Origin of the sequence: Leuconostoc lactis KCTC 3528 = DSM 20202 (assembly GCF_014651235.1) — a bacterium.
Classification (GTDB): Bacteria; Bacillota; Bacilli; order Lactobacillales; family Lactobacillaceae; genus Leuconostoc; species Leuconostoc lactis.
Genome location: NZ_BMWM01000007.1, coordinates 22,452 through 35,857, shown reverse-complemented (window position 1 = coordinate 35,857; position 13,406 = coordinate 22,452). Strand labels below are relative to the sequence as shown.

The 13,406-nt window shown below is 44.8% G+C and carries 12 protein-coding genes and 1 pseudogene; 8 read left to right on the top strand and 5 right to left on the bottom strand.

Annotated elements, in window-relative coordinates:
* Positions 1-9 precede the first annotated feature (9 nt).
* The 4 genes from rarD to IE039_RS03270 all read right to left on the bottom strand — a co-directional run bounded on the left by rarD (position 10) and on the right by IE039_RS03270 (position 2,658).
* Positions 10-909 (bottom strand): EamA family transporter RarD, encoded by a 900-nt coding sequence (rarD, locus tag IE039_RS03285; protein ID WP_189428719.1) that lies wholly within the window; start codon positions 907-909, stop codon positions 10-12.
* 115 nt (positions 910-1,024) lie between these two features.
* A complete protein-coding gene (locus IE039_RS03280; RefSeq protein ID WP_010003699.1) occupies positions 1,025-1,723 on the bottom strand; it encodes a hypothetical protein in 699 nt (232 codons plus the stop codon).
* Positions 1,716-2,030 carry a hypothetical protein gene (locus IE039_RS03275; RefSeq protein WP_189428718.1) on the bottom strand — a complete coding sequence of 105 codons (315 nt, stop codon included), beginning with the start codon at positions 2,028-2,030 and terminating at the stop codon, positions 1,716-1,718. The genes IE039_RS03280 and IE039_RS03275 overlap by 8 nt, the downstream gene beginning before the upstream one ends.
* Before the next feature lie 28 nt (positions 2,031-2,058).
* Complete coding sequence (locus tag IE039_RS03270; RefSeq protein ID WP_189428717.1) at positions 2,059-2,658, bottom strand: DsbA family protein; 600 nt, start codon at positions 2,656-2,658, stop codon at positions 2,059-2,061.
* A gap of 265 nt (positions 2,659-2,923) precedes the next feature.
* On the opposite strand from IE039_RS03270, the gene IE039_RS03265 reads away from it, so the two are divergent.
* The 8 genes and pseudogenes from IE039_RS03265 to argF all read left to right on the top strand — a co-directional run bounded on the left by IE039_RS03265 (position 2,924) and on the right by argF (position 11,585).
* Positions 2,924-3,502 (top strand): GTP pyrophosphokinase, encoded by a 579-nt coding sequence (locus IE039_RS03265; RefSeq protein ID WP_010003741.1) that lies wholly within the window; start codon positions 2,924-2,926, stop codon positions 3,500-3,502.
* Positions 3,499-4,293 carry an NAD kinase gene (locus IE039_RS03260; protein ID WP_010003742.1) on the top strand — a complete coding sequence of 265 codons (795 nt, stop codon included), beginning with the start codon at positions 3,499-3,501 and terminating at the stop codon, positions 4,291-4,293. The genes IE039_RS03265 and IE039_RS03260 overlap by 4 nt, the downstream gene beginning before the upstream one ends.
* 52 nt (positions 4,294-4,345) lie before the next feature.
* Complete coding sequence (locus tag IE039_RS03255) at positions 4,346-5,248, top strand: RluA family pseudouridine synthase (RefSeq protein WP_010003743.1); 903 nt, start codon at positions 4,346-4,348, stop codon at positions 5,246-5,248.
* A gap of 59 nt (positions 5,249-5,307) precedes the next feature.
* On the top strand, positions 5,308-6,672 hold the full coding sequence (gene mgtE, locus IE039_RS03250) for a magnesium transporter (protein ID WP_010003744.1): 1,365 nt from the start codon (positions 5,308-5,310) through the stop codon (positions 6,670-6,672).
* 60 nt (positions 6,673-6,732) lie between these two features.
* Complete coding sequence (locus tag IE039_RS03245) at positions 6,733-7,722, top strand: LCP family protein (RefSeq protein WP_010003745.1); 990 nt, start codon at positions 6,733-6,735, stop codon at positions 7,720-7,722.
* A 156-nt stretch (positions 7,723-7,878) separates the two neighbouring features.
* Positions 7,879-9,108: an argininosuccinate synthase gene (locus IE039_RS03240; RefSeq protein ID WP_189428716.1), complete on the top strand. Its 1,230-nt coding sequence runs from the start codon at positions 7,879-7,881 to the stop codon at positions 9,106-9,108.
* Positions 9,109-9,186: 78 nt separating this feature from the next.
* Entirely contained in the window at positions 9,187-10,572 is a 1,386-nt protein-coding gene (argH, locus tag IE039_RS03235) for an argininosuccinate lyase (RefSeq protein WP_189428715.1), read from the top strand.
* Positions 10,569-11,585: pseudogene (gene argF / locus IE039_RS03230) on the top strand (ornithine carbamoyltransferase). Before argH ends, argF begins: the two are co-directional and overlap by 4 nt.
* A gap of 25 nt (positions 11,586-11,610) precedes the next feature.
* Here argF and IE039_RS03225 read toward each other — a convergent pair.
* Positions 11,611-13,308 (bottom strand): NFACT RNA binding domain-containing protein, encoded by a 1,698-nt coding sequence (locus tag IE039_RS03225; protein ID WP_010002975.1) that lies wholly within the window; start codon positions 13,306-13,308, stop codon positions 11,611-11,613.
* Positions 13,309-13,406 lie beyond the last annotated feature (98 nt).

Here is a 13,406-nt window from a genome sequence, read left to right as displayed (position 1 = left end):
TTATCTTGATTAACGTAGTACATGATGGTTTTGGCTGAGACGGCGGTATTGATAGACACTTTCTAGGACAAAGACGGTAATACCGGCCCAAATAAAGACAAATACCACAATTTTATGCCAGCTTAAAGGTTCGTGTAACACGAAAACAGCGACTAGGAGTTGCATGGTTGGATTTAAATATTGGATAAAGCCCAGTGTCATAAATTGCGTATTTTTGGTCGCAACGGCAAAGAGGGCGAGTGGCACAACAGTCACGGCACCACTGGCAATAATAAAACCGGTGACTGTTGGCCCGTTTTGTGTGAGGATATGGGGCGACAAAAGTAAATAAATGGCGGCAAATGGCGCCACACATAGGGTTTCTAATGCGAGTGAAATCGTTGCTGGCAGTGGCACTTGTTTTTTAATCAAGCTGTAGAGACAAAAAGAGGCCGCCATCAGTAACGTTGACAATGGCAACGCGCCAGTTTGCTTAGTCAGTAGTACGACGCCAATCACAACCAGGAGTAAGGCAATCATTTTAGCTGGCGATAACCGCTCGTGCAAGAACAATACCGCAATGGCCACATTCATCAAGGGCATCATGTAGTAACCAAGACTCGCCTCGGTCGCTTGATTATGTGTCACCATATAAATGTAAATATACCAGTTGACGGTAATCAGTAGACCACTCAGCATGATCCAAAGAATTTTTCGGTTTTGTGTGAGGGTGACAATGGTTTGCCAGACAGTCCGCCAACTATTTTGAAAAAGCAACACCACGAAAATGGTCACCAAGGACCAAACAATGCGGTAAGCTAAGGTATCGAGTGCCGGAACGGCATGGAGTAATTCCCAAAAGATACCTAGAACGCCCCAAAATACGTAGGCCAGTAAGCCTGACGTCACACCAACTCGTGTATTGCCCATCTATTTTTCTCCTGTCAAATTAAAAAGTTATGATTATCATATCATGGTTGAATTAAAAATAATGATGAAACTGTCATTTTTATGCAAAAAAATAAATCCAGTCAACTGACTGGATTTATTTAACGAGATAGACTTGGTCGTGGATGTTGTCAAAACTGTGATGATGTTGATTGAGTAGCGGTGGCACTGTTAACTGGGCAGTTGCCCAAAATGCAGGAGAATTGGTCGCTTGCATTTTCTCCCCAATGACAATAAAATCACCAGCAAAATGTGCTTGACGTAATGCCTGTAAGACGGCCAAATCACTGTTATCCGTGTCGGGTGCCCAGCTCATAATTACCACCGCATGGGGATAAATACGCAAGGCTTGGTCAGCAGCGTAAGGTATCACAGTTGTCCAAGGATCAGGACGTTGATTATCTTGTCCTGACCAGACAAAGTTGTCGGTCGCGACCACATCATCACCCCGCGCGCGTAACCCATGCGAAATCACGCCATTACCAGCCATTATCTCCAGTACTGGACGTCCGGCAACAAAGTCGTGCAAGTCATCCAACCAGCGGTTGTTGGGTAAATGCCAAATCCCATAAGTTGTAATTAACGCCTGACGAAAGTCAGCTAGTAGGGTTTCTAATGCCATTAATGCTGGCTGGTTGACGAGTTGGTGGACACTAAAACTGAGTGTCGGTAACGGGTCATCGGGTAATTGTCGCTTGGCTAAACCGAGATAGGTGGTGAGTGCCGCGTTAATTTTGCGTTGTGCGACAGGGTGATCAGCAAATTGTTGCTGAAACTGTTGGAGTTGTTCAAACATCGTCAGTGACATCACGACGGTTATTCGGGTGACGCTTTGAGAGGGTTTCAACATGATAACGCTTGCCGTTAAAGACAAAATCAACGCCATCGCCATGTTTTAACTGGTAGCGCATACGCCAAAAAGTCATTAGCGCAACAACGCCACAGATGGCCAAAACCAACAAAACAATTAAGAAAATAGCTGCCACAAAAATCAGAATGGCTGGGACAGCCACACCAATTACGGCAAGTAAGACAGGGATAGCGACTACGAGACCTAATATCACGGTCACAATAGCGCCAATAACTTCAAATATTTTTCGCATCTTAACGACCTTTCCGAAAATAATGGCATTAGGCCAACGCTTCAAGTTGTTGTTGGAGCGTCAAAGGCGTCATGTGGTTACCCAAATGCGGCCCAAAGGTTTGCACTAAGTTCGCCACTGAGAAGTCCGTCACCAGTTGCATTTCGTGGGTGAGCATATCGTCAATAGCAATTGCCGCTTCTTGGCGTTGCAACATCGTTTGCGCTAATTTTTGATCCGCAAGCACAGCCGCTAGCGTATCATCCGTGACCCGATTGTGCAAGAAATCATCTGTATTGAGGCCAACTTGTTGCGCTGTGGCAACTGACAGGGCTTCTGAATAAGGCAGATTTTGGTTTGTCACACGTTGTTGGATTTGCACTAAAAAGTTGCGGGCCTTTTTGTTGCCTTCGATTTGGGCTGCTTTATAGTCACACACCACGTGGAAAATTGTATCGGCTAGCGAAGTGGGTTGGTCCGTTAAAACTGCGCGGTGTGTCGCATATTCGGTAACTGTATCGGGGTTGATCAACGGAATGAACCGCAAACGGGTGCGCGTGGCGAGACCAGGGGTAATATAAAGTAAGCGTTCTTCAGTTTTTAAACAGGTTGGTGAAAATGGGTTGGAAAAATGATAAATATCAAGCATGTGATGCCTCCGTATCAAGATAGTGAGACTTAAAATGAGCTATTGTCCAGAGAGTTATTTTACCCGCAAAACACGTCCTTGTCGACTGATACGCTCAAAACCAAACAAGATCTGTGTTAAAATAAAATGTGAGGGCAATCAACAATTTCAGCCACACTTATTTCATGATCATGACCTTAAATGATAATTAAATGAGTTGCTGTATTTGAATAAGGGACAACGACGTCTGCCTGAATGATAATTATGTTGAGAAAGAGGTGTCATTATGAATTGGGACCAATTCTTCGTGCCATATGAGCAGACAGTGACAGAATTAAAAGTAAAGCTGCGTGGATTACGTGAACAGTACGAACAAGATGGGAAAAATTCACCCATCGAATTCGTAACTGGTCGGGTAAAATCACGGGCATCTATTGAAGAAAAAATTGTACGACGCCACTTGGACGAATCACGTTTAGCGCTTGATTTGCAAGATATTGCCGGCGTCCGCGTGATGACAAAATATGTGGAAGATGTGTACCGCGTTGTTGAATTACTGCGGGAACGCTCTGATTTTCAAATTTTAGAAGAACGTGATTATGTGATGAATGCGAAACCGTCTGGCTATCGCTCATATCATATTGTGATTGAATATCCAGTTCAGATGTATCATGGTGAGAAAAAAGTGTTAGCCGAAATTCAAGTTCGCACGATTGCCATGAATGTCTGGGCAACGGTTGAACATGATTTGCGTTATAAGCATGGCAACGAACTCCCAGCTGACTTGGCAGAACAACTGACTTTGTTAGCGGATGAAAATTTTGAATGGGATCAACGGGTCAGTGAAATTCGGGCAGCAGAATGAAAATAGCAATTTTTAACAATCATGACGCCAGTTCACAAACGATTACCCAAGCGTTAATCGTTGCGCTGGAAAGAGCGGGACTAACCATTGATCATGAACGACCAGACGTCGTCGTGTCGGTAGGTGGTGATGGGACGTTTCTAGGGGCGTTTCAACATTACGTCGATCAAATTGATACGGTACGTTTTGTTGGCTTGCATACTGGCCACTTGGGGTTTTATACGGACTGGTTGCGAACGGAACTGCCGCAATTGGTCGCAAGTCTCCAACATGATAATCATGAACGGGTCAGCTATCCCTTACTGGAAATGACGACTGTTTATGACAGTGGGGAACAGTATCGTTTTTTGGCGTTAAATGAAGCAGTCATTAAGCAACCCATGGGGACACTGGTGGCCGATATTTATCTTGGTGATCAATTATTTGAACGGTTTCGTGGCGACGGCATTGCAGTTGCAACACCATCAGGGTCAACAGCCTATAACAAGGCCAATGGTGGGGCAGTGCTACATCCCAGTATTCCGGCCATTCAAATGTCGGAAATTGCTTCCATTAACAACCGTGTATTCCGAACACTGGGTTCACCACTGATTGTGCCAGATGGGCAAGAAATTGTGATGCGACCAAAAAGTGATCATTTTTTGGTGATGTATGACCAGTCTGATATCAAGGGTCAAAACATCGCCGAATTACGTTTTCGCGTGGCGGATAAAAAAATTCATTTTGCTGCTTATCGGCACGTGGATTTTTGGCAGCGTGTGAAACGTGCGTTTATTAGTGACATCAGTTAATTAAATGAGAGGAAATGTTTGACACGTTTTGTGTGTCAAACGTGGCATAATAATGCAATTTACATGGACCTATTCAGGGACTGAACAGCGCAAAGTGCGCACATTTTTACAAGCACACGGTGTGTCGCATCGGATGTTTAGCCAAATGAAACACAATGGTGGGGCGATTTTAAAAAATGGCCAACCGGTGTACACATCGGATTATTTAGATGATGGCGATGAAGTGACCATCGTGATGCCAACGGAAAAAAGTAATGATTTGGTGGTGCCGGATTACAAGCCGCTAAACATCATTTTTGAAAATGAACATTGGCTCGTTGTTGATAAGCCCTATGGGGTGACGACTGTGCCTGGTCATGCTGACCGGTTGCACACGTTGGTCAACCAAGTCAAAGGGCATCTAGAAGAAACAAACGCCGAAGATTTGGTGCCACACGTTGTCACACGACTTGATCGCGACACGTCAGGGATTGTGTTGTTGGCTAAGCATCGCTTTGCGCATGCCGTTTTGGATCAACAACTACAAGAACATACGGTGGAAAAGTTCTATTTAGCCTACACCAGTGGTATTTTGCCAGAGGATCATGGTGATATCAATGCGCCAATTGGTCGCGTTGAGGGTGATTTTATTAAGCGTGAAGTCCGTGATGATGGGAAGCCATCGCGGACAGAATACTGGGTTGAACGCCGCTATGATGAAGATGGCGATAATCCGATGACACGTGTGCGCGTGCAATTGCATACTGGTCGGACACATCAAATTCGCGTTCATTTCCAAAATATTGGGCATCCTTTGGTTGGCGATGATCTCTATGGTGGGCCACTTTGGCATGGCTTGGAACGACAAGCCTTGCATGCTTACCATATGAAGTTTTATGATCCTTTTATTGAGGATTACCGTGAGTTTAATACGAAGTTACCAGAAGATTTAAAAGGGCTACGCGATTTGGCATAATCTGATCGCATTTTTGTTTGATAATTGCTGGTGACAAGTCAAGATAGGTGGGTGATAACATGGCAGAACAAACTGAACAATTAGATGAAACAATTCAACTCCTATCTGACTTGTTACAGTCAGGGCAAGACAGTGAGTTCATTGAGAGCTTTGAAGCGTTACACGATTTTGAAATGGCGCAGGTGTATGCCGAATTACCAGAACAATTTCGTGCAGTGGCGTGGCGTTTATTACCAATAGATGTTTTGGCTGCGGTATTTGATAATTTAGATGTTGATGAAGTGGACATTGCTGGCTTGTTAGCAGAAATGCCGCCACAACGGGGCGCACAAATTTTGCAAGAAATGTATACCGATAACGCGGTTGATTTATTGCAAGAAATGCCGTCAGGACAAATCGCCACGTATCTTAGTCTCATGCCAAAGGCCGATGCCGATTCGGTTCGTAAGCTGATCAACTATGATGATCAAACGGCCGGCTCACTGATGTCGACTGAATATTTGGCGGTCAAAGAGGATTTGAAAGTCGGCGAAGTCATGCGGTTGGTTAAAAAACAAGCGCTTGAAGCCGAGTCCATTAGCTACGTCTACGTATTAGACCAACAAGGGTTACTGGTTGGGGTTATTTCGTTGCGTGATTTGTTGACGCATCCAGATGACATGCCCGTTTCAGAAATCACCAATGATCGCATTATTAGCGTACGGGCCGGTGATGATCAGCAAGAAGTTGCACAAATTGTGGCCGATTATAATTTCTTGTCAATTCCCGTTACGGATGATAAGAACCATTTATTGGGTGTGATTACTGTCGATGATATCGTGGATGTTATTGATGAAGAAGCGGTTGAAGATTATTCTGGTTTGGCTGCCGTGAACGTGAGTCAAATTAATGATTCACCTTGGCATTCAGCGGTGAAGCGTATTCCGTGGTTGATTGCTTTGTTGCTGTTGGGGATGCTAACGGCGACGGTAATTGGCTCATTTGACGGTTTGGTACGCCAAGTGGCTATTTTGGCCGCGTTTATTTCCCTGATTACGGGAACTGCTGGTAATGCTGGTACCCAGTCCTTGGCCTTGGCTGTGCGCCGGATTGCCGTCGGCAGTGAAAATAGTGGCTTGCGTGACTTTCTGAGTGAAGTGATTGCAGGCTTGATTGTTGGGTTAGCAACAGGGATGTCAGTGTTTGCGATTGTCACTTTTTGGAAGCACAATATGATTCTCGGCTTTGCCGTGGGGGTGGCGATGACCATGGCCATCATGGTAGCGAATTTGGCCGGCTATCTTATTCCTTTGTTGATTGACAAATTGGGATTTGACCCAGCGGTCGCCAGTGGCCCGTTTATTACCACACTATCTGATTTAACGTCCGTGTTGATTTATTTCAATGTGGCACAACTCTTTTTGGTACATCTTGCTGGTGGCTAATCTTGTTGTGACGTGATTGATTGTGTATACTATTGGATTAATAAGGCAAGGAGAAAAATAATGCCAACGCGTAGCGACATGCATCAAAGACACCAAAATGGTGGGAAACAACCGAAAAAAAGACACTGGGTACGACGTATCTTGATCACAGTTGTCTTATTATTGCTGGTATCCGGCGTTGCGGTTGGGGCTTTGGCCTATTACAAAATGAACCGAACGGTCACTAAAATGCAAGCACCGTCAAAAATGACTAAAAAAGCGGATCAATTAATCGATGATAAGAAGCCAATGTCTTATCTGTTGCTTGGAACCGATACTGGTGATTTGGGTCGTGATTACAAGGGACGTACTGACACGATGATTGTGATGACGGTGAACCCTAAGACCAACACGACAACAATGACGTCCATTGCCCGTGACACGTTGGTGACAGTCAATGGTCAGCAAATGAAAATTAACGCTGCCTATGCCTATGGTAGTGCAGATTCAGCCATTGAAGCTGTTCAAAATTTGCTCGATATTAAAATTAATGGTGGCTATATTTTGATTAACATGGGTGGCTTGGTCAAGATGGTCGATGCCGTTGGTGGCGTGGATGTCACGTCACCAATCACCTTTACAACTGAAGGCGATGATACCCAAGCTAACGCAGCTAAGCAATACAGCTTCACAGCCGGTCAAACATATCACATGGATGGGAATGAAGCTTTGGCCTTCTCACGGATGCGACACGAAGATCCTAATGGAGATTATGGTCGTCAAATGCGGCAACAGTTGATTATTCGGGCAGTCTTGAAGAAGGCGACGAATGTTGGGACATTGTTTAATGATACATTGTTAAATACAGTATCAAATAACGTACAAACAGACATGTCAACACATGCCATGCAAAAATTAGCGATGGATTATCGTGGTGCCTTTGCCAATGTCAAGCAAGACCAATTGCATGGCACAACACGAAATATGGGCGCCCTTGGTGCTGTTGAAATCATGAGTCCAACGGAAATCACGCGTATTCATGACGAAATAACCGCCCAAATGGCAGAATAATCGTATCAAACAGGTTGCATAACCTGTTTTTTTGTGCAATAAAATACATAAATTAACGCAATATACACACTTTTAATGTATATAAACGAATTTATGTTGAATAAATAAACGTCTCGCGGTAGTATTAATGCATAGATAAACACGGAGGTCGAGCACATGACAGAAACATTGGTATTAGCCTATTCAGGCGGATTGGATACTTCGGTGGCCATTCCTTGGTTGAAAGAAAAAGGGTATGACGTCATCGCCGTTGTCTTAAATGTTGGACAACATGGTAAAGACATGGACATGATTCAAGCTAAAGCCCTCAAGGTTGGGGCAAGCCAATCGATTGTGATTGATGCCCAAGCGGAATTTGCAACGGACTATGTTGCGCCAGTGATTAAAGCTAACATGTTGTATGAAGGCGAGTATCCTTTGGTTTCAGCCTTGTCTCGGCCATTGATTATTAAAAAGTTAGTTGATATTGCCCATGAAAACAATGCAGTAGCCATTGCGCATGGCTCAACGGGGCATGGAAACGATCAGGTTCGTTTTGAAGCCGCGATTCATGCCCTAGATCCGGACATGAAAATTGAAGCCCCGATCCGTGACTTCCAGTGGTCACGAGAAGAAGAAATTGCTTATGCCAATGCACATGGCGTGCCAGTGCCGATTGTGTTGGATTCGCCTTACTCAATTGATGAAAATCTCTGGGGACGTGCTATTGAAGCCGGTATTTTAGAAAACCCCTGGCATCAAGCGCCTGAAGAAGCGTATGCGTTGACCAACGCAATTGAAAATACACCTGATACGCCAGCGTTTGTGGACGTGACTTTTGAACAAGGGGTACCAGTCGCCCTTGATGGCGTGGCCTTGCCGTTGGCTGATCTCATTAATCAGCTTAACGAATTAGCGGGGGCACATGGGATTGGCCGAATTGATCACATTGAAAACCGGTTGGTTGGGATCAAATCACGTGAAATTTATGAAGCGCCAGCCGCCGCCGTGTTGATGACGGCGCATAAAGATTTGGAAGATTTGACGCTGGAACGTGACGTGGCGCATTTCAAGCCAATCATCGAGCAACAACTAGCTAATTTGGTATATAAGGCCAAGTGGGTCTCACCATTATTTGACAGTTTAATGGCCTTTATTGATGACACCCAAAAGAACGTTAATGGGGTCGTGAAAATGAAGTTGTTTAAGGGAAATGCCATTGCGGTGGCGCGTCAATCGGCACATAACTCACTTTATGATGAAGACTTGGCCACGTATACCAATGCCTCATCCTTTGACCAAGAAGCAGCGGTTGGCTTTATCAAGCTATGGACATTGAGTAACACGGTTTACGAACAAGTTAACCACGTCCACAGCCAAAAGCCAGTTAAACAAGTCGAAGTCTAAAAAATAGTGGCTTTGCCACTGTACATAGTTTAAGGAAAGGAAAGATGGGTGGTGTTCACCACGCATCAACAAAGTCACATGACAACGAAATTATGGGGTGGTCGTTTTACCGAAAATGCTGCGGCCTGGGTCGATGCCTTCGGTGCATCAATTACATTTGACCAAGAAATGGCCGCTGAAGATATTGAAGGCTCAATTGCGCATGCAACGATGCTAGGTCGCCAAGGGATTATTTCTGACACAGATGCGGCCCAAATCGTGGCCGGTCTCAAGACATTACAGCAAGAACTCACTGCGGGTGAGTTAGGATTTGATGTACAACATGAAGATATTCATATGAATATTGAAGCGTTACTGACAGCAAAAATTGGCCCAGTAGCGGGGAAATTACACACTGCCCGCTCACGCAACGATCAAGTCGCCACTGATTTTCATTTATGGGTGAAACACCGTTTGCCGCAAGTCATGGCGGCGATTACCGAACTCCAACAAACATTATTGACGTTAGCCAGCACACATGCGGGCACCATTATGTCAGGTTATACACACTTACAACATGCACAACCAATTACCTATGGGCACTATTTATTAGCCTATGTCGAAATGTTTCAACGAGACTATGAACGTTTTGAATTTAATCAAAAGCATACGGATATCTTGCCACTTGGGGCAGCAGCCTTGGCAGGGACAACCTTTCCAATTGATCGTGAATTTGTCGCAACGGAACTCGGCTTTGCGGACATTTATCATAATTCGTTAGATGCCGTTTCCGATCGCGACTTTGCCGTTGAATTTTTGGCAAATGCCTCACTGTTAATGATGCATTTGTCGCGGATGGCAGAAGAATTGATCTTATGGTCAACCTATGAATTTAATTATATTGAACTCTCAGATGACTTCTCAACCGGCTCATCAATTATGCCACAAAAAAAGAATGCCGATTTTGCCGAATTGGTCCGTGGTAAGACAGGGCGCACTTATGGCGCATTGATGAGCTTATTGACAACTATGAAGGCCTTGCCATTGGCGTATAACAAAGACATGCAAGAAGATAAGGCCCAGCTCTTTGACGTCATGGACACGGTAATTGCTGCCACTAAAATATTTACTGGCATGCTCAGTGGTTTAACGGTGCATAAAGAACGCATGTTAGCCAGCACTCAAGATGATTTTTCTAATGCGACCGAATTGGCTGATTACTTGGCAACCAAAGGTGTCCCATTCCGTGAAGCGCATGCGATTGTCGGCCAATTGGTGTTGTTAGGGATTCAAACGGCAACACCATTGCAAGCGATGCCATTGGCAACGTTACAAGCAGCCGCACCAGAGATTGAAGATGATATTTATCAAGTCCTGCAATCCGAGACAGCGGTCAATCGCCGGACCTCGCTTGGTGGTACAGCAGTAACCAATGTTAAAAAAGAAATTGCACGGCATCAAAAGCAACTGGAGGCACGGGGATGATATCACATTTTCAGGGTAAATCCTTTTTAAAAGAAGTAGACTTTTCAAAGCCAGAATTAGAGACAATGATTCAATTAGCCGCGCATTTCAAATATTTAAAGCAGCAACATATTCCCCATCCTTACTTACAGGGTAAAAACATTGCGCTCCTCTTTGAAAAAACGTCAACCCGAACTCGTTCAAGTTTTACCGTAGCGGCTAATGACTTGGGCGCACACGCCGAGTTTTTAGGGGCGCAGGATATCCAATTTGGCAAGAAGGAATCCTTGGCAGATACAGCAAAAGTCTTGGGCCGTATGTACGATGGGATTGAATATCGTGGCGCTTCATAACAGGTGGTCGAAGATCTGGCGAAATATGCTGGTGTGCCTGTATGGAACGGACTAACTGACGACTGGCATCCCACGCAAATGCTGGCGGACTTTCTAACGATTCAAGAAAATTTTGGGACGCTGTCAGGCATCACACTGGCCTATCTTGGAGATGGGCGTAATAATGTGGCACATTCACTTTTGATCACGGGCGCTATTTTAGGGGTGAATGTACATATTGTCGCGCCTGAAGCGCTGCAACCAGCAGCAGAAATCCAAGCGTTAGCAGCCGAAAAAGCCCAGGTTTCAGGGGCACAACTCTTGATTACTGATGATATCGCTGCTGGGGTGGCGGGGGTTGATGTGTTATACACGGACGTTTGGGCCTCGATGGGGGAAGAAGCAAGCTTTGCAACACGCATCGAGTTGCTGGCACCTTACCAAATTAATCAGACATTAGTTGATTTAACGGGCAATGATCAAGTGATTGTGTTGCATGACTTACCAGCTTTTCATGACCTGGAAACAACCATGGCGCAGAAAATTTATGCTGAGTTTGGCCTGACGGAGATGGAAATTACTGATGAGGTTTTCCATGCGCCGTATGCGCGACAATTTGACCAAGCAGAAAATCGGTTACATACGATTAAAGCGGTGATGGCTGCCACGTTAGGGCATTTATTTTTACCGGAACCCAAATAAAAAAACACCGTGTTAACGGTGTTTTTTAGTGATTAGCTTTGAGTTGACGAACTAGGTTAGCATCAGGTGTGACATAGAGGGTTTGTTGGCCTTCAAAAATCACAAATCCTGGCTTTGCGCCGTTTGGCTTTCGCAATTTACCTGCCGGTAAATAATCGACTGGCACATTGGCAGACTCTCTGGCCTTGCTGAAGTAGGCCGCAAGTTTGGCTGCTTCAAGTAGCGTTTCGTCAGATGGCTTTGCGTCACGAATCACAACGTGTGAGCCGGGGATTTTTTGGACGTGTAGCCAGATATCACGCCGATCGGCTTGTTTTAATGACAAACGCTCGTTTTGTAAATTGTTCTTGCCGACTTCAATCAACGTCCCGTCAGAACTGATAAAGCGATCCGGTTGTGAGACCTTTGGCTTTTGCTTGTTCTTTTTGTTGGCACGAATATAACCACCAGTCGTTAATTCTAAGCGGATATCTTCAACATCTTTGGGTGAGGCAACATCTAACTGCGCCACAATGTTATTGAAATAATCAATTTCGGCATCCGTTAAGGCCATTTGCTCATTGACATAGGCGACGGCTGTGCGTAACTTGCGGTACTTATTAAAGTATTTTTCGGCATTCTTCAACCCATTTAATTTAGGATCGAGTGGAATGGTTAACAGGTTGTTATTGTCGTAATAATTTTCGATTGCGACTGAAGTCATGCCTTTTTCAACGAGATGTGGGTAAGTAATCAGCAAATCGCCCATCACCTTCAACTCATCAGCGTTTTCGGCATCTTCAAGCGTGGCCAGCAATTTTTTGCGCTTGGCTTGATTTTTCTTGAGTTCGTTTTTAACAACACGTACGAGTGAGCCAGCTTGTTGATTAACCCGTTCGCGCTCGGCTTTACCGATATAATAAGCATCAAGCAGTTCACCTAACGTCTCAAAAGTTGTGATGTCTGCGGCTGGCTGCTGCCAAGGGAAGGCAGCATAACTGAGCGCACCTTTATCACTGGTAAACAGCGTTGGCGTTGGCGCATCAAAATTGCCTAGCCAATCGTGGGCATGTTGCAAGGGATCACCAGGTTGAGCAATCGCATTAGCCAATGCCGTGGCGGCATCGCGGCTAAAACCTTGATAAGTGGCCTGAATGATTTGTGGCCACTGGTCAGCCGGACGATCTAAAATCATGGGTGCCAAGGTCGCAAAGCCAGCCGTAAATGGGTTTAAGCGATCTTGTGCTGGTGGCATGACATAAGTGGCACCAGGCATGAGTGAGCGCACCCGATTTTGATCAGCTGGCACATGTTTAATCAATTCTAAAATACGTTGATCGTGTTCACGCACTAAGAACAGGTTGGAGTGGCGACCCATCATTTCTAAAGTTAAGCGAATTTCTTCGATGTCACCGAGTTCATTGCGGGCATTGACATAAAAATTAATGATCCGATCGTTGGCGATTTGTTCGATTTTTTGGAGTTTTGCCCCTTCGAGGTAACGACGCAAAAACATCACAAAGTTTGGTGCTGTTTGTGGATTTTCGTAAGGAATCCGTGTGATTTGTGCTCGAGCATAAGTCGGATGGGCACTTAAGAGGAGGGGATAGTTAGTCCCGTTATTGCGCACAACGAGCACAATTTCATTCGGATAGGGTTGGTGGACCTTTGTGATTCGGCCACCGGTCAGTAATGTGTTAAATTCATGCACTAAAGCATGGGTAAATAGCCCGTCTAATGGCATTATAACGTCCTCGTTTTTCTTAATATTGGCCACGTGTGCGCGACTGAAAGGTGTGATATAAAAAAGTCACTTCACACAAATGTTAAAGTGACCAGTCA

Excerpts from the sequence above, each read along its gene's own strand:
- rarD (WP_189428719.1), bottom strand. The coding sequence starts at position 909 with ATGGGCAATACACGAGTTGGTGTGACGTCAGGCTTACTGGCCTACGTA.
- IE039_RS03280 (WP_010003699.1), bottom strand. The coding sequence starts at position 1,723 with ATGTTTGAACAACTCCAACAGTTTCAGCAACAATTTGCTGATCACCCT.
- IE039_RS03275 (WP_189428718.1), bottom strand. The coding sequence starts at position 2,030 with ATGCGAAAAATATTTGAAGTTATTGGCGCTATTGTGACCGTGATATTA.
- IE039_RS03270 (WP_189428717.1), bottom strand. The coding sequence starts at position 2,658 with ATGCTTGATATTTATCATTTTTCCAACCCATTTTCACCAACCTGTTTA.
- IE039_RS03265 (WP_010003741.1), top strand. The coding sequence starts at position 2,924 with ATGAATTGGGACCAATTCTTCGTGCCATATGAGCAGACAGTGACAGAA.
- IE039_RS03260 (WP_010003742.1), top strand. The coding sequence starts at position 3,499 with ATGAAAATAGCAATTTTTAACAATCATGACGCCAGTTCACAAACGATT.
- IE039_RS03255 (WP_010003743.1), top strand. The coding sequence starts at position 4,346 with ATGCAATTTACATGGACCTATTCAGGGACTGAACAGCGCAAAGTGCGC.
- mgtE (WP_010003744.1), top strand. The coding sequence starts at position 5,308 with ATGGCAGAACAAACTGAACAATTAGATGAAACAATTCAACTCCTATCT.
- IE039_RS03245 (WP_010003745.1), top strand. The coding sequence starts at position 6,733 with ATGCCAACGCGTAGCGACATGCATCAAAGACACCAAAATGGTGGGAAA.
- IE039_RS03240 (WP_189428716.1), top strand. The coding sequence starts at position 7,879 with ATGACAGAAACATTGGTATTAGCCTATTCAGGCGGATTGGATACTTCG.
- argH (WP_189428715.1), top strand. The coding sequence starts at position 9,187 with ATGACAACGAAATTATGGGGTGGTCGTTTTACCGAAAATGCTGCGGCC.
- IE039_RS03225 (WP_010002975.1), bottom strand. The coding sequence starts at position 13,308 with ATGCCATTAGACGGGCTATTTACCCATGCTTTAGTGCATGAATTTAAC.